The 15906-nt window shown below is 73.7% G+C and carries 15 protein-coding genes; 4 read left to right on the top strand and 11 right to left on the bottom strand.

The window, feature by feature from the left end; genetic code table 11:
* The first annotated feature begins 5 nt into the window (after positions 1-5).
* On the top strand, positions 6-2189 hold the full coding sequence (locus CP969_RS33285; protein ID WP_191093698.1) for a hypothetical protein: 2184 nt from the start codon (positions 6-8) through the stop codon (positions 2187-2189).
* Here the strand turns inward: CP969_RS33285 and CP969_RS21275 are convergent.
* Together CP969_RS21275 and CP969_RS21270 are read right to left on the bottom strand one after the other, a co-directional pair.
* Positions 2122-2892 carry a hypothetical protein gene (locus CP969_RS21275; RefSeq protein ID WP_016825274.1) on the bottom strand — a complete coding sequence of 257 codons (771 nt, stop codon included), beginning with the start codon at positions 2890-2892 and terminating at the stop codon, positions 2122-2124. The two genes, CP969_RS33285 and CP969_RS21275, sit on opposite strands and share 68 nt — an antisense overlap.
* Before the next feature lie 134 nt (positions 2893-3026).
* Positions 3027-3695 (bottom strand): Crp/Fnr family transcriptional regulator, encoded by a 669-nt coding sequence (locus tag CP969_RS21270; RefSeq protein ID WP_016825275.1) that lies wholly within the window; start codon positions 3693-3695, stop codon positions 3027-3029.
* A 545-nt stretch (positions 3696-4240) separates the two neighbouring features.
* On the opposite strand from CP969_RS21270, the gene CP969_RS21265 reads away from it, so the two are divergent.
* Positions 4241-4528: a DUF4190 domain-containing protein gene (locus CP969_RS21265; RefSeq protein WP_004985314.1), complete on the top strand. Its 288-nt coding sequence runs from the start codon at positions 4241-4243 to the stop codon at positions 4526-4528.
* A gap of 217 nt (positions 4529-4745) precedes the next feature.
* Here the strand turns inward: CP969_RS21265 and CP969_RS21260 are convergent, their stop codons facing one another.
* The 5 genes from CP969_RS21260 to CP969_RS21240 form a co-directional block, all read right to left on the bottom strand.
* Positions 4746-5720, bottom strand: coding sequence for an ion transporter (locus CP969_RS21260; protein WP_016825276.1), 975 nt, complete (start codon positions 5718-5720; stop codon positions 4746-4748).
* A gap of 143 nt (positions 5721-5863) precedes the next feature.
* Positions 5864-7063, bottom strand: coding sequence for an acyltransferase family protein (locus CP969_RS21255; protein ID WP_016825277.1), 1200 nt, complete (start codon positions 7061-7063; stop codon positions 5864-5866).
* A 171-nt stretch (positions 7064-7234) separates the two neighbouring features.
* Complete coding sequence (locus tag CP969_RS21250) at positions 7235-8260, bottom strand: hemolysin family protein (protein ID WP_004985327.1); 1026 nt, start codon at positions 8258-8260, stop codon at positions 7235-7237.
* The gene (locus tag CP969_RS21245) at positions 8257-9594 is read right to left on the bottom strand and encodes a hemolysin family protein (RefSeq protein WP_004985329.1); all 1338 of its coding nucleotides are present in this window, start codon (positions 9592-9594) and stop codon (positions 8257-8259) included. Before CP969_RS21245 ends, CP969_RS21250 begins: the two co-directional genes overlap by 4 nt.
* Positions 9595-10151: 557 nt before the next feature.
* Positions 10152-11681, bottom strand: a complete 1530-nt coding sequence (locus tag CP969_RS21240) for a PH domain-containing protein (RefSeq protein ID WP_016825278.1) — start codon at positions 11679-11681, stop codon at positions 10152-10154.
* Positions 11682-11847: 166 nt separating this feature from the next.
* Between CP969_RS21240 and CP969_RS21235 the strand changes: the two genes are divergently transcribed.
* Complete coding sequence (locus CP969_RS21235) at positions 11848-12135, top strand: zinc-ribbon domain-containing protein (RefSeq protein ID WP_004985333.1); 288 nt, start codon at positions 11848-11850, stop codon at positions 12133-12135.
* A gap of 67 nt (positions 12136-12202) precedes the next feature.
* On the opposite strand, the gene CP969_RS21230 is transcribed toward CP969_RS21235, so the two are convergent.
* Positions 12203-13135: a M56 family metallopeptidase gene (locus CP969_RS21230; RefSeq protein ID WP_109539736.1), complete on the bottom strand. Its 933-nt coding sequence runs from the start codon at positions 13133-13135 to the stop codon at positions 12203-12205.
* A gap of 6 nt (positions 13136-13141) precedes the next feature.
* A complete protein-coding gene (locus tag CP969_RS21225) occupies positions 13142-13531 on the bottom strand; it encodes a BlaI/MecI/CopY family transcriptional regulator (protein ID WP_004985336.1) in 390 nt (129 codons plus the stop codon).
* A 147-nt stretch (positions 13532-13678) separates the two neighbouring features.
* On the opposite strand from CP969_RS21225, the gene CP969_RS21220 reads away from it, so the two are divergent.
* Positions 13679-13945, top strand: a complete 267-nt coding sequence (locus CP969_RS21220) for a twin-arginine translocase TatA/TatE family subunit (protein ID WP_016825279.1) — start codon at positions 13679-13681, stop codon at positions 13943-13945.
* A 17-nt stretch (positions 13946-13962) separates the two neighbouring features.
* Here the strand turns inward: CP969_RS21220 and CP969_RS21215 are convergent, their stop codons facing one another.
* The gene (locus CP969_RS21215) at positions 13963-14673 is read right to left on the bottom strand and encodes a TIGR03943 family putative permease subunit (RefSeq protein ID WP_026085002.1); all 711 of its coding nucleotides are present in this window, start codon (positions 14671-14673) and stop codon (positions 13963-13965) included.
* A gap of 119 nt (positions 14674-14792) precedes the next feature.
* Positions 14793-15791, bottom strand: coding sequence for a permease (locus tag CP969_RS21210; protein ID WP_016825281.1), 999 nt, complete (start codon positions 15789-15791; stop codon positions 14793-14795).
* Positions 15792-15906: the final 115 nt, after the last annotated feature.

Genomic DNA, 15906 nt, shown 5'->3' with positions numbered 1-15906 from the left:
TCGGGGTGGTTCAGGGCGAGGGACAGGTGGTGGCAGAGCGCGGCCCACTGGCGCCCGCTCATGGCGTTCCGCATGGCCTCGCCGAGTTCGCGCACGGCGCCGGTGACGGACGGGTCGTCCCGCAGGTGCACCAGCGTCCGGCACAGCGCGCCGACCGCCCGGCTCCGGTTGCCGCTGTGCAGGACGTCCGCCCACAGGGAGCCGAGGTGGCGGGCGCTGTCCGGGACGGTGCGCAGGAGCTGTGCGGTGAGGGGCTCGGGGGCGTCCAGCCGGGCGGCCTCCAGGAGCTGCACGGCGTTGCGCAGCGCGATCGACCGCTCCCGAGGCCCCGGCGTCGCTTTGGCGATCACGGTTCGTACGTACCGGAGGATGAACAGCACACGTTCCGGGTCCTGTTCGGCGGTCTGCAGCAGCAGGACCAGCGAACGGCGGGCCGAGAACGCGATCCGCTCCCCGCGCTGCGTCAGGAACCAGAGCCCGTTGAGCGCCCTGAGGCGGTAGAGGGAACCCAGGCGGCCCGTCAGCGCCATGGCCGCCGTCACCGCACGGCCCGGCCCGTTGTTGTCCGTCCAGTCCAGGGCGATGTACAGGGCCTGCGGCGCGAGGTGCTCGACGTCGCACATGAACTGCAGCGTCAGCGCGGCGGTCACCCGCTGGCTGGTGAGCCCCTCGGACCACGCCTGCAGCAGGTTCTCGTCGACCTCGACGAGCGCGTGCCGGGCCAGGAGCGCGACACCGCGGGCCACCTCCGTGCGGGTTTCCAGATCGCCCCGCAGGGCCAGTTCGCCCAGCCACCGGCGCAGCGGGTACCAGAGCTCGTAGCCGTACAGGTCGTGCAGCTCCGCGATGACGAGCTCGCGGACGCGCGGCGAGGTGAAGACCAAACGCCGCTCGCTGCGCCCGGCGTCCCGGCCCGGCCCGGGCCGGTGCTCGATCGTCACGAGTCCCGCCGCCCGCTCCTTCCACCGGGCCCGGGACTGCCGGATCACCGCACCGCGCAACGCCGTCCCGGTCTCCTCGTCCGGCTCCGCGACCGGCGTCTCACCGCTCTGCTCCCAGTTGCGCACGTGGGCGGCGAGCGCGGCGCACTCCTTCTCGAGCGTCCGCTCCGGGACGCCCTCCAGGAAGGCCAGGGCCGCGAGCGGGATCAGGTCGTCCGCGGACGGCTGCTTGCGGAACAGCTCCCGGACCACCTCCCGGTGCCGGTCCCGCAGGGTGTCCAGCGCCTTCTCCGCGCCCTCCCGGGACAGGGCCTCGGCCGCGGCGACGACGTCCGCCGGCCGCCGCTGCTCGCCGACCCGTTCCAGCAGCTCCCGCTCGGCGTCCGGCGCGAGGGCGACGTGCGGCAGCCTCTTCCCGCAGTGCTCGAACAGCTCCACGGGGTCCGGGGCCCGCCAGGGCACACAGTGGTCCCGCAGCGCCAGCCGCCGACGGGTCGCGTCGCCCGCGGTGATCACCAGGTAGGAGCCCTTGCGGCGCAGTTCCTCGCTCAGCCGCCCGATCGCGTACGCCTGCACGGCCTCGACGTGCAGCTCGCCGACGTAGTCGAGGATGACGTACCCCTGCCCCGGCTTGAGGTCCCGGGACGCGGCCAGTTCGGCGAGGGCGTTGGCGGGCGACAGGCTGCGCAGCCTGGCCCGCTCGCCCAGGATCTCCCGGAGCAGGGCGAGGGAGCCTGCTCCCCGGCCGCAGTTGTCCTGGCCGGTCAGCACCACCAAGGCGTCCTCGCGGAGTTTTCCGAGCGCCTCGTCGAAGCAGGGCTGCGGCGGCAGGTAGAACCGCAGGGCCCGGTCCGTCTCCTCGGGCCCGATGGTGCCGGGGGCGAGACCGGGGGACGCGGCGGTGCCGAAGCCGAACGCCGCTCCGGAGGCGTCGACGACGCCGTAGAAGTTGTTGTTGACGAGCTGGTGGACGCGGCGCAGGTCGTCATAGCCCCGGTCGTCCTCCGCTCGTTCGTCCGCCTCCTCACGCCGCCCGGCGGCCGCGTCCGGCCCGAAGGCGTCCTCCCCGGCCTCCGGCGCACCGCCGGTGTCGTCCGGTGCGGGCGGCGCCACGCTCTCGTCGGGAGCGGACACGGGCGGTACGGGCGGTACGGCCGGCCCGTCGTCCGGGTCCGGCGCGTCAGCCACCGGTGCTCCCGAAGCCGAAGACGGCGCCGCGGGCGTCGACGGGACCGGCGACGTTGGTGACGCTGATCCGGTCGGCCCGGTACGCGTTGCTGATCCCCGTCCCGCGGCCGGCCCCGCCCGCGGCGGCCGGCTCGGGCCGGTCCGCCGCGGGCTCCCCCGACACCGGGTCCGCGGGCTTCCCCGTCCCCGCGTTCCCGGGCTCGTGCGGGGCGGCGGCCGGTGCGCCGAGCGCGGGCACGCGCAGCCAGGCCGTGGCCCCGTACTCCTTCACCTGGACGGTCACCCGGGTGAAGTCCCCGGTGGACAGGGTGGTGTGACCGCCCGCCACGGTGGAGCGGAAGACGTCGTCGGACAGCAGCAGCGCCAGGTCGGCCTCGGGGTGCGCGGCCAGGACGTCGTAGAGCGGACGCGCGTTCAGCAGACGCGCCGTGGCCACCACGGCCGAGCCGGCGAAGCCGTTGTCGGCCAGCTCCACCGGACCCTGGTGGACGACGGCCCGCAGCCGCATCCGGGCCTCGGGGACCCGCTGGGCGTTGTACGCGCGCAGCTCCGCGGCGAGGTGGCGGACGTAGTCGTCGACCAGGCGCGGCTCGGTACCGTCCAGGGGGCGCACCGCGAGCTGTTCGTCGCCCTTGCGCTGGATCTGCCACTGCGAGCGGTCCAGGCCGGCGCCTCGGGCGGCGCGGTCGAGGAGCCGCGGCAGGTCGTGCTGGATTTCTGACTGTCCGCGGTCGTTCTTCCTGCCGTAGGCCTCCGCGTCCACGGCTATGCAAATGCAGGGACAGAACCCGGGCCACTCCATCACCCGATCATTCCTCTCTGGGCGTGCAAGGGGCAGAAACTGCCCGTGACGTGCTGTTCGAGAGGCTAGGAGAGAGCGGGCGAAGTGATCCCGTATCAATACGGGTTGTCGGCGGCTACTTTGGCGAATTCCAGCAGTTTCGGAACGTCACAGATGGTTATGTGTCGGTAACTGCGTTCCACCAGTCCCTTGGTCGACAGGACGGCCAGATTCTTTTCGGCCGTGTTGAGGGCCAGGCCGGCCAGTGACGCCAGTTCCTTCTGGGTGAGCGTCACGCCGAGGTCGCACCGTCTGCCGTCGCCGTCCGGCACGGGCTGGGCGTAGGCCTGGCTCAACTCCGCCAGGACCCGGGCCAGTCGGGTCAGCGAGTCGTACGCCTGGAAGTCGATCCGGCGCCGGTTGGCCCAGCGCAGCCGGGCGCACAGCATGTGGAGGATGGCCCGCATGGCGTCCGGGTGGCGGCCGAGGAAGGTCTCCAGCGTCCGCATCCGGATGATCCGCGCAGTCACGTCGCTGCACGCGATCACCGTGCCCGACCGGGGGCGCTCCTCGAAGGCCGCCATCTCACCGACCAGGTCACCCGCCACACGGACGGCGAGCAGCATGTCGTAGCCGCTCTCCGCGCTGGCGACGACCTTCACGACACCGCTCGTGATCAACAGGACGTGCCGGCTCTCGTCGCCCTGCTGCAGCAGCGCGCGGTGTGTCGGATAGGTGATCGGGGTGCCCTGGCCCAGGAGTTCTTCCCGTGTCGTGTTCCGCAACCGTCCGAGGAATGTGGACGGCGGCCACGCGTGATTCACCAGTACCCCCGACGATCCCACTCCGTGGCGCAGTGCGCCGTTCAAGTGCCCGACCATGCTGCCGCCGGGCCGCGCGTCGGCAAACAGACCGGACGGGATATGGCCTGTTTCCTTGCTTCTCAGCCGAAATCGATCGAACGTGCATTCCTCGGAAGGGCCATCAGGAGAACGAACGGCACGGGCGGGAGGTCTCGGCAGCCGTTCCCCGGAGCGCCGCCGAGAGCCGACCAGCCCCCGAGCCCCTTCGGGACCACCCGGGGCCACGCCGGCCCGTCCCCTCTCTGATGCGGCCCGTCCCCCTCTGATGCGGGGTGAAGGTCGCTCGCTCCGACAAGGTCGGCGAAATACCTCCCTCGGGACGAAGGGCCCATGGGGCCGTATCCCGCCACCCCGATCCCTCGGTCCCCGGACATGGGGACGCCCCGAGGGGGCATTCGGACGAACAAGTCAAAAGTGAGGAGTGTGCGGCCCGTTCGGTCCGTGCAACCGACAACCGGGAGTATGCAATGACGAGTTACGGGAGTTCCCCTGCCGCGTCCTCCGGATCGCGCACCAACGGCCTGGCGATCGCGAGTCTCTGCTGCGGCGTCGTCGGACTGTTCATCCTAAACATCGTCCTGGGCCCCCTGGCCATCATCTTCGGTGCCATCGCCCGCCGCCAGGCGGCGGTCAAGAACGGTGCCGGAATGGCGAAGGCCGGCATCATCCTCGGCGTCGTCGACGTGGTCCTCTGGCTGGCGCTCCTGGCCCTCGCCGCCAGCAACGACGGATTCAGCTGGTACGTGGGCGGCTAGCGGCCCGCCGGACCCACGGACGGCACGCGGGCGGGCACCGGTCGAGGGCCGGGTGCCCGCCCGCGCCGCTGCCGGGACGCCGCCCGGCCGTCGCGGTGCGGCGACGGCCCACGGCGACCACCGCGGTCCGGCGACCGCGGGGAAGGCCCCTCCCGGGCACGCCCCCCGTCCCCGGCACCGGACACACGCCACACCCCCGGCGCCGGGCGCACAGGCGTCACCTGCGTCTCCCCGCCCTCCCCGGCACCGCCCGTTCCCGTTCCGTGGCCCGGTCCGTGACCCGGCCCGCGGACCGTTCCGCGGCCCGGTCCACGTCGGCGAGGTCGCGTTCCAGTTCGTCCAGGGCCCTGCGGGCCGCCTCGATGCGGTGGTGCAGGTGCTCCCGGTCCGTCCGGTCCGGGACCGGGGGGCGGGTCGGCGGTGTCCCCGTTTCCGCCTCGTCCATGGTCCGGGCCTCGTCGAGGGAGGTGAGGACGACGCCGATGAGGACGTTGACCAGGACGAAGGAGGCGAGCAGGACGTAGGAGGCGTAGTAGAGGAGGCTCCAGCGGGAGATCTCCAGCCCGGTGTGCACCGCGTCGCCGATGCCGTCCAGGACCATCAGCAGGAAGAGGGTGAGGACGGCGCGGCCGAGGGAGCCGTAGTGCTCGGGGTCGTGGGCGCCGAAGAAGACCCAGCCGATCATCGCGTACACGTACAGCAGCAGGGCGCCGACGAGCAGGAAGCTCAGGGTGCCGGGCAGGCTGTGGGCGACCGCGACGAGCAGGACGCGCAACTGGGGCAGGAAGCGGGCGGTGCGCAGGATCCTGGCCAGGCGCAGCAGCCGCAGGACGGTGGTGTTCTCCCGGACGAGGGGCAGGAAGGCGCACAGGACCACGGCGAGGTCGAAGAGGTTCCACGGGTCCCTGAAGAAGTCCCGGGGGCGGTCGGCGTGCGCGGCCAGGCGCAGCAGGAGCTCGACGGTGAACGCCGCCAGGCAGGCGTACTCGGCCAGCCGTAACCAGCGGTGCCACTGGGCGACGACCCCGGAGTACGTCTCCAGCCCCAGCAGTGCGGCGTTGGCGAGGATCACGGCGAAGACGACGAGGGCGAACCAGCGGGTCCCGGTGACGCCCCGGCAGACGTGCGCGAGGCGCCGGCGCCAGGACGAAACGCTGAAATCGACACCGTGGTCCTGGTGGTACTGCGGCATGCTGCTGCCTTGTCCCCTCCGCGCCCGCGACGGGCCCCGGGCCCGTTGAGTGATCATGCTCCGGAAGAGACTTCTACAGCACTGTAGTCACCCGTGGACGAGCGCCCCGGGGAAACCGGGGGCGCCCGGGTCGGTGGGTGCCGTCAGCCGGTCCGCCGGAAGGCCCACTCCATCGACGGCTCCGTCACGCAGCGGAAGACCCGCCGGACGGGAGGCGTGCACAGCACGGTCACGATCGCGGCGGCGACGAGCGTGGCGGCGATCGCGCCGAGGGGGCCCTGGACCCAGTCGGGGTCGTACCAGCCCCAGAACTTGGCCCCCTGCGCGAAGAAGCCGTGCAGCAGGTAGCCGTACAGCGTGCCCGTCCCCAGCACCGTGAACCACGTCCGGCGTCCGGGCACCCAGGCGAGGAAGCAGACGGCCAGGACCGCCGAGCAGCCGAAGGTGGCCAGCGTCATGACCGGCCCGTACCAGCCGGGCGCGCCGAGTTCCTCGGCGCTGCTGTTGTGGAAGAACCAGGCGTAGTCCACCCGCGGCACCGCCCAGTACGCCAGCGCGAGCGCGCCGGCGGAGACCGGCAGGGCCAGGAGGCGCACCTCACGGCGGCGCACCAGCCGGAAGTGCTCCGGCCTCAGCAGCAGTCCCAGCACGAAGTACGGCAGGAACTGCAGGGTGCGCTGCAGGTCGAGGTCGCTGCCGATGGACGGCGAGAGGGTCGCCAGCATCGCGAGGACGAGCGCGAGCGGCAGCGGCCACCGCACGAGCCTCCAGACGGGCGCGGTCAGCCGCCAGATGAACAACGCGGCCAGGAACCAGGTCAGGTACAGGGGGTCCAGCAGGCTGACCGGGCGGCCGAACTGCTGGTCCGTCCAGCGGGTGAAGAGGGTGTACGCCACCTCGAACACGACGTACGGCACCGCGACGCCGGTGATCAGGCGCTTGACGCGCCCCGGGCTCGCGTCGCTGCGCCGCGAGAAGTAGCCGGCGATGACGATGAACACCGGCATGTGGAAGGCGTAGACGAGCAGGTACAGCGCGGTGACGGCGCGGCTGCCCTCCCGCAGCGGCTCCCACGCGTGTCCCGCCGCCACCAGCACGATCGCCAGGTACTTCGCGTTGTCGAAGAAGGCGTCCCGCTGCTTGGCCGGCCCCGCGTCCGCCCTGGCCGGCCCCGCCTCGGCCTCGACCGATCCCGTGTCGGCCTCGGCCGGCCCCAGGTCGACCTCGACCGATCCCGTCTCGGCCTTGTCCGGTTCCGTGTCCTCCGTGTCCTCCGCCGCGGCCGGCAGCGGTTCCGGCCGGCCCTCGGCCGGTGGGCGGGCCGTGCGCACGGTGTCACTCATGAGACCTCCCGGCACCGACCGGGTCGGCCGTGACCCCTGGTGACGCGGATACCGCTGTGGCGTGTGAGCAGAGCATCGTCAGCACCCTAACCACATCGCCGGGCCCGAGCCCAACCCCGCCGGGCCGAAAACCGTGCCCCGGGCCGCCCCCGGGCGGGGGCGGCCCGGCGGTCACGCGGTGGCCGGGGCCGCCGGCCCGACCAGTTCGGACAGCACGTCCTCCATGGTCACGAAGCCGATGACCTTCCCGCCCTCGCCGACGACGGCGGCGAGGTGACCGCCCCCGGCGCGCAGGGCGGTGAGGGTGTCGTCGAGCGGGGTGTCGATGCGCACCCGGGTGACCTTGTGCAGCGCGGCGCGCGGGAAGGGCCGGTCGCGCTCGGTCAGGCCGAGGGTGTCCTTGACGTGCAGGTAGCCCAGGACGGCGCCGTCGGGGCCGGTGACGGGGAAGCGGGAGAAGCCCGCTTCGGCGGCCGTCCGCTCCAGCTGGGCCGGGGTGATCGTGTGGTCGACGGTGCGCATCCGCTGGGCCGGGACGACGATCTCGCCCACCGGCCGGGTGCCCAGCTCCAGCGCGTCGCGCAACCGCTCGCCGTCGGCGGGCGACAGCAGGCCGGCCTCGCTGGAGTCCACGACCATACGGGCGAGCTGGTCGTCGGTGAAGACGGACTCGACCTCGTCCTTGGGCTCCACGCGGAGCAGCCTCAGCAGGGCGTTGGCGAAGGCGTTGATGCCGAACACGAACGGCCGCAGCGCCCGGGTGAGCGCCACCAGGGGCGGGCCGAGCAGCAGCGCGCTGGGCACGGGCGCGGCGAGCGCGATGTTCTTCGGCACCATCTCGCCGACCAACATGTGCAGGTAGGTGGCGAGGGCCAGCGCGATGACGAACGCGATCGGGTGCACCAGGGCGTGGGGGATGCCGGCCGCCTCGAAGGCGGGCTCCATCAGGTGGGCGATGGCGGGCTCGGCGACCGCGCCCAGCACCAGCGAGGAGACGGTGATGCCGAGCTGGGCGGTGGCCATCATCGCGGACAGGTGCTCCAGGGCCCACAGCGTCATCCGGGCCCGCTTGTTGCCCGTCCGGGCGCGCGGCTCGATCTGGCTGCGGCGCACCGAGATCAGGGCGAACTCGGCGCCGACGAAGAACGCGTTGGTCAGCAGGGTGAGGGCGCCGATGGCGAGTTGCAGCGTGGTCATCGGGCTTCCTCCACCAACTGCAGGGACAGCGCCACGGCCGGTTCGGTGATGCGTATCCGGCCGGCGCGGTGGTGCTCGACCTCCAGCACGTCGAGCCGCCAGCCGTCGAGCTCCACGCTGTCCCCCTTGACGGGGATGCGGGCCAGGCGGGTGGCGATCAGTCCGGCCACGGTCTCGTACGGGCCCTCCGGGGCGGTGAGCCCCATGTCCGTGAGCCGGTCGACGCGGACGCTGCCGTCCGCCTCCCACACCGCGCGCCCGTCCTGCGTCGCCGCGGCGGACACCAGGTCGGGCACCTGGTGGGGGTCGTGCTCGTCGCGGACCTCTCCGACGACCTCCTCGACGATGTCCTCCATGGAGGCCACGCCCGCCGTACCGCCGTACTCGTCGATGACCACGGCCAGGGTGCGGTGCTCGCGCAGCCGTTCCAGCAGCCGGTCGGCGGTGAGGCTGTCGGGGACCAGCAGGGGCGGGGAGGTCAGGTCGGTGACGGGCGTGACGCCCCGCTTCTCCGGCTCCAGGGCGAGCACGTCCCGGATGTGGACGGTGCCGACGACCTCGTCCAGGCTGTCGCGGTAGACCGGGAAGCAGGACAGGCCGGTCGCGTGGCTGAGGTTGGCCGCGTCGGCGGCCGTCGCGTGCACCTCCAGGGCCTTGACGTCGACCCGCGGCGTCATCACGTTCTCGGCGGTCAGCTCGCCCAGGTGCAGGGTCCGTACGAACAGCTCCGCGGAGTCCGCCTCCAGGGCGCCCTCGGCGGCCGAGTGCCGGGCCAGCGCGCCCAGCTCCTCGGCGGTGCGGGCGGAGGCCAGCTCCTCGGCCGGCTCCAGGCCGATGCGGCGTACGAAACGGTTCGCGGTGCCGTTGAGGTGCCCGATGAAGGGCCCGAAGGCGGCCGTGAACGCGCGCTGCGGGCCCGCGACCACCTTCGCGACCGCCAGCGGCCGGGAGATCGCCCAGTTCTTCGGCACCAGCTCGCCGATCACCATCAGCACCACGGTGGACACCACCACGCCCAGCACGGTCGCCACCGGCGGGGCGGCACCGCCCAGGCCGATCGCCCGCAGCGGACCGCGCAGCAGCACCGCGAGGGAGGGCTCGGCGAGCATGCCGATCACCAGCGAGGTGACGGTGATGCCGAGCTGGGCGCCGGACAGCTGCAGCGTCAGGCGCCGTACGGCCTTCAGTGCGCCGTCGGCGCCGCGCTCGCCGGCCTCGGCGGCACGCTCCAGGTCACCGCGCTCGACGGTGGTCAGGGAGAACTCGGCCGCGACGAACACCCCGCAGGCCAGCGTCAGCAGCAGGGCGAGCAGGAGCAACAGGACCTCGGTCACCGTGCCACCCCCGCCCCCTCGGTGGCCGCATGGCGCGGACGGCGGGAAGTGGCACGGCTGCTACTAGGAGGATCACCCATTGGGAGACCGTCGCTCCTTCTCGAACGCATGGAAGACAAAGTGCGGAAACAGGATGTCCTGCCTCTGCCCCAACTGTAAAGGAGGCGCAAAGTCCTTTACCGGTTCAAGGACCGGCGTGGCAAGGGCCGGGACGCGGCCCGGTTCCCGCCACCGGTACGGCGGGAGAACCCGTTCCGGCGCGGAAATGCGTGCTCACGTGGGCACCGGTCCGTTCGGGGCGGGTGGCGGGGGCGCGGCGCCTTCACCGTCGGGGTCACCGTGGGCGATGTCACGTCGTCCGCAGGCGTTCGGCCGGGTGGGCGAGCGGCGGGCCGGGGGCCGGATCGCCGCTCGCCCACCCACCGGACATCCGCCCGGACACCACCCGAACAGCCGCCCGGCCGCTCACCCGAACGTCCTCGCGGGCGTCCTCGCGGGCGTGGGCGCCCGGCGGCGGCAGTACGGCGGCGGGAGGACGTGTCCTCCGCGCGCCGGTCCTACCTCAGCCGGTCGAGGATGCGGGCCAGGTCGGCCGGGGCCGCCGCCAGGCGGACCGGGGTGCCCCCGTCGTCGAGTTCGGCCACGTGCCAGCCGGTGGGGACCGTGTCGCCGTCGCTGCCCCTGGCCCGGCGCACGTCCCGCAGGGTGAGGCGGTCCACCGGGATCGGCCGGGCCGCGTAGCGCCCCGGCCCGGGGTGCGGGATCACCGCCGGCGGGGCGCCGCCGCCCAGGACGATGTGGGTGCCGAAGGAATGGGGGTTGTAGTCCGTGGGTTCCAGGAAGCGGGCCCGCACGAACACCTCGCCGTCGAGGGCGTCGGCGGACGGCCCACCGGCGGCGCCGGACGCCGGGGCCGCCTCGGGTACCCGGACGCGGGTGGCGCGCCAGGCCCAGCACAGGAGGGCCAGGCTGACGAGCGTGCCCGCGGCCGCCCAGGTGAGCGCCGCCGTCGGACCGAGCGGCCTCGCGAAGTACGCGTGGCTCAGGGGAAGCAGCCACAGGCCCGTCACGACGAGGGGCACGGCGAAGGGCAGGGCCGACGGGAGGACCTCGTCGTCGGGGCGGCGGCGGCCGCGCAGACGGATCAGCAGCCGGGCCGCGGGGTAGCCCGCGCCGAGGGCCAGGCCGGTCGCGACGACCGCCACCTCCCCGGCACCGGCCATGTGGTCCTGCCACACGTAGCGCTCCCCCGTCACCGTCCTCACCTCACCGCGCCACAGGGTCAACCGGACGCGGTCGCCGGGACGGAACTCCTGGGCGGCCTCCCGGGAGACGGCCAGCCGCCTCATCGGGCGGGCACCGGTGAAGTACAGCCGGCTCTCCTCCCGGGGGCGCCGGGGTTCGGTCCGCTCGATCACCGCCGCGAGGGTGGTCAGGCACTCGGACCGGTCCTCCGCGGGCGTACCGGCCGTGCACGGGACGGCCGACTTCCACGCCCGCTCCGTCGCTCCGGTGCCCGGCACGAACCACCCGGCCAGGCCCGCGCCCGCCAGCAGCAGCACGCACAGGGCCAGGGCGCCCGCCCAGCCCCGGCCCGCGGTGCGGCTCGAGATGACGGGGAGGTGGTCCGACTCCGGGGTCCCGTGGTGGCGGTGCAGGGCGCGCAGCGCGTCCAGGGCGGTGTGGAAGTCCGGGTCGTGGGGGGTCCAGCTCACCGGCAGGGGCAGGCGCCGCCTGCGGCCGTCGCGCAGCACCGCGACGACCCAGCGGCCCTCCGGGGCCCGCGGGGTGTTCTCGTACTTCAGGCGGACGCGCAGGTCGGCGACGTCGCTCCAGGGCAGGCTCCAGCGGCGCAGCAGCGTGCGGACGTGCAGACCGCGGGCGTCGGCGCGCACCCGGGCGGTGGCCCGGTTCAGGGACGTCAGGCACGTCGGCACGGACAGCAGGCAGACGACCAGCCAGGCGACCATGCCGGAAGCGGCCCAGAGTCCCACGGCCACGACCGTCGCGGCGGCCCCGAGTCCGCCGAGGATCCACCAGAGGCCCTTCTCCTGCGGGTGGCAGATCACTTCCCGGGCACTGTTCATGTGCAGCATCCTGCCCACGGCCGGTGGGCGGGGGCTTGTGCCGGGTGCGGCAGTCTTCCGTCCGTCACATTGCCGACTGCCGACCGGGCAGTCGGGGGAGACGGTTCTCAGTGAAGGGCACACGGTGCGGCGGTTCGGTGGATCGCGGCCCGGGAAGGATGGGCGAATGATCATCTTTGGTACCAAGGGGTATCTGTACCAGCTCGCGATACTGACGCTGGTGTGCGGCCAGTGCGGGAACCCGTCCGCGCACACGCTCAGGAAGCGGGTCACGAAGTTCACGCTGTTCTTCGTGCCGCTCTTCCCGCTCTCGACGAAGTACGCGACGCAGTGCACCTTCTGCGGCGCCGAGCAGAAGGTGACCGAGGAGCAGGCCGAGCAGCTCCGGGCGCAGGCCGTCGGGCAGGACGGCCAGGGGTACGGACAGCCGCAGCAGCAGCCCTACCGGCCCTGAGGCCCTCCCCCGGGGCCCCTCGGCGCGGCCCGGGCGGTCCGGGCGGCCCGCGTGGCCCGGGCGGTCCTCACAGCGGCGTCGCCGCGCGGAGGATCAGGAACAGGGTCAGGGCGGAGTTCGCCGAGGACATGGCCGACACGGCCGTGCCCGCCGCCGCTCCCCAGGCCGCCAGGCCCACCGAGGTGAACACGGCCGGCCAGCGGCCCGGCGCCGGGGGCGGCGCGAGGAGGGCCGCCACGCGGCGCGGGACCGGGCCCGGGGACGCGAAGGCCGTCGGCAGCGGGGCCGGACCGGAGGCCAGGGCCGCCCGGCCGATGGCGGTGGCGACCGTGCGGCGGCTGCCGACGGTGCGGGCCGCCTCCTCGTCGGCCCAGCGTTCCGTGGTGTACGACACCGCCGTGTGCAGCGGCCGCAGGAACGGGTTGGCGTGGGCGGCCAGCCGGACGGCCAGCAGGAAACGGTGGTGACGCGCGGTCAGGTGGGCCCGCTCGTGGGCGAACAGGGCGCGGCGTTCGGCGGGGGCGAGGTGGTCGAGGAGGGCGGTGGTGACCACCACCCGGTCGCGGTGGGAGGCGGTGCCCGGGAGCGCGTACGCGTACGGGGTGCCGTCGGGGAGGACCGCCACCTCCGTGTCCGGCAGGCCGGCCAGGGCGCGGTGGGCGCGGCGGCGGGTGCGGACGTGCCGCCACAGGATGCGGGTGCAGGCCAGCACGACCGCGCAGAGGGCGGGGATCGCCGCCTTCCCCGCCACCTCGTCGTACGGGACCGCCTCGCGCACCTCCGGGTCGGACCAGCCGTCGGGCAGCGGGTTGCCGGGGAGCTGGGCGGTGCCGACCACCATCACCAGCGCCAGGCAGAGCGTGCTGCACGTCGCCATCACCGCGGCCACCGCGGTCAGCATCCGCGTCGCGGTGCGCGGGTGCAGGTGCTGCTCGGCCAGGCGTGCGATCGGCCAGGCCGTCAGCGGAAGGACGAGCGGCAGGAAGACGAACACCCCCATGAGGTTTCAGTCTTCCCCTTCGCTCCCGGGCCGACCCAGCAGTTCCCGCAGCAGCCGTTCGTCGTCCGGGCCGAGCCCGGTGACGAAGCTGGCCAGGACCGCCTCCCGGTCGCTCTCGGCGTCCAGGACCTTGCGCATCTTGTGGGCCGCCAGGCCCGCGTGGTCCGACGCCGGGGTCCAGGCGAAGGAACGGCCCGCCCGTTCCCGGGTGACGGCGCCCTTGGCCAGCAGCCGGGTCAGGATCGTGATGACCGTCGTGTAGGCGAGGTCCTGGCCCAGGCGCTCCTGCACCCAGCCGGCCGTCGCCGGTCCGTCCGCCTCCCGCAGCGCCGACAGGACCAGCGCCTCCAGTTCGCCCTGTCCTCGCCGCCGGGGACGCTGCCCGTGTTCCGCCACGGCCTGTCTCCCTTCCGCCGCCCTACGTTTCCCGGGCGGTCATCGTATAGATGACCGGACGCCATCAAATTCTCTACATTACTGTAGATTCCAGTGGCGGCACCGGCACCGGCACTCGGCACCGGCTCACGAGAGGGACGGCCCCCCATGTTCGGACTCAGCGAACTCGCGATCATCCTCATCGTCGTCATAGCCGTCCTGGCTGCCAAGAAACTGCCGGAACTCGCCCGGTCGGCGGGCAAGTCCGCCCGCATCCTGAAGGCCGAGGCCCGGGCGGCCAAGGAGCAGGACCGGCAGGACGCGCCCCGCGTCGTCCAGGGGAAGGTCGTCCCCGGGGACGCCGCGTCCGCCTCCACCGACCCCACTGCCTCGAACGTCTCCGACGCCTCCGACACGGAGCGGCGCCGGCCGTAGGCGGACGGCGGGCCCCCTCAGCCGCTCCCCGTGTCGTCGTACGGGTCGGCCGGGGGCGGGACCGGCCGGGCCGCCGTGACCTCGAGGTAGGGAATGGGACCGTCGTTGACCGGGTCCTTCGTGCGGCGCGGGCTGTAGGTGCCGGTGACCTCCAGCCAGCCGTCCGGCCGCAGGACCGGGGGGATCTCACCGGTCAGGGCGACCTTCACCGGCTGGGCGTCCGCCGCACAGCAGTTGAGCGTCATGCGGACCAGGTACGGGGTGCCGTCCCGGTCCAGGGCCACGAAGCCGGTGAGGGTGAGGGGGCGGTCGCGGAGGTGGCGGCCGTCGTCGTGGACCGCGCGTGCCGCGTAGTCGCCCACACCGAGGCGCAGGGGACCCCGGGCGGGGAGGTCGGGGAAGCCGAAGGGTTTCTGCAGGGCCGTGCCCGTGTGGACGGCGCTGTAGGAGCCGAGGGCCGGCGGGGCGACCAGGATCAGGGCGAGGAGCGGGAGGGCGAGCAGCCAGGAGACGCGGGGCTCCGGATGGTGGTCGTGGTCCGCCGGGGACGCGTGGCGCCGCTCGTACCAGACCGTCGCCGCCGCCGTCGCGATCAGCACCGCCCCCGACAGCAGGAGCAGCGGACGCAGACCGGCCTTGACGTAGCGCAGGTGGAGGTCGGTCCAGCCGACGTGCAGCACGGCCGCGCCGAGCAGGAACAGCAGCGCCGCCTGGGCCTGCCGGTCCAGACGGAGCCGCCCCCGCGCGCCCCGGCCGATCCCCTCGCTCTCCTCCTTCCTCTCGTTCCCCTCGCTCCGGTCGTTCGGGGTGCGCGCCTCCTTCGGGGTGCTCCGGTCGCTCCGGTCGTTCACAGCAGCACCGCTCCCGTCAGGACCGAGACCGCCACCGCCAGGGCGAAGGTCGCGGGGGCGAAGCGCAGGGCGAAGGCACGGCCGAACGTGCCCGCCTGCAGGGCGAAGAGCTTGAGGTCGACCATCGGGCCCACGACCAGGAAAGTGAGCCGGGCCGTCAGCGAGAACTGGGTCAGCGACGCCGCCACGAACGCGTCCGCCTCCGAGCAGATGGACAGCAGGACGGCGAGTGCCGCCAGCGCCAGCACCGACAGCACCGGCTGTCCGGCCGCCGCGCGCAGCCACTCGGCCGGGACCACCGCCTTCAGCGTCGCCGCGGCCATCGCGCCGACCACCAGGAAGCCGCCCGCGTGCGTCACGTCGTGCCGCACCGAACCCCAGAACGCGGCACCCCTGCTCCGGCCCTCGTGGGCCGAACGGGCCGGGGGACGCAGCCAGTCGGTGCGGCCGAGGCGGTGCCACAGCCAGCCCATCGCGCACGCCACGAGCAGGCTCGCCACGAAGCGGGCGAGGACCATCCGCGGCTCGCCGGGGAAGGCGACCGCGGTGGCCGTCAGCACGATCGGGTTGACGGCGGGGGCGGACAGCAGGAACGTCAGGGCGGCCGCCGGGGTCACCCCCCTGCGCATCATCGCGCCCGCCACCGGCACGGACGCGCACTCGCAGCCGGGCAGGACCGCGCCCGCCGCGCCCGCGACCGGGACCGCCAGCGCCGGACGCCCCGGCAGCGCGCGGGCGAAGAAGGACGGCGGGACGAACACCGCGATCGCCGCCGACAGCAGGACGCCGAGCACCAGGAAGGGCAGGGCCTGGACGACCACCGCCACGAACACCGTCGTCCAGCTCTGCATCACCGGGGCGGCCAGGGCACCACGGATCGAGTCCTGGAACATCACGGCCGTGAGCAGCGCCAGGGTCAGCAGGAGGGGGGAGTCGGGACGGCGGGGCTCCTCGACGGGCCCGGCCCCGTCCGGGGCCGGCTCGGTGATGGCCACGGGCCGGGTACACCTCCGGTGGAACGTGCGCGACGAAGCGGGGCGTGAGGACCCCTCCCTCCCCATACGGCGCGACCGGCGCGGTCGTTCAACTCCCTTCCGACCGGGCCTGGAA

The organism is Streptomyces viridosporus T7A (genome assembly GCF_008704515.1).
In the GTDB taxonomy this organism is placed as follows: Bacteria; Actinomycetota; Actinomycetes; order Streptomycetales; family Streptomycetaceae; genus Streptomyces; species Streptomyces viridosporus.
Note: the sequence above shows the minus strand (reverse complement) of the source record. Positions and strands in the feature narration are given on the sequence as shown.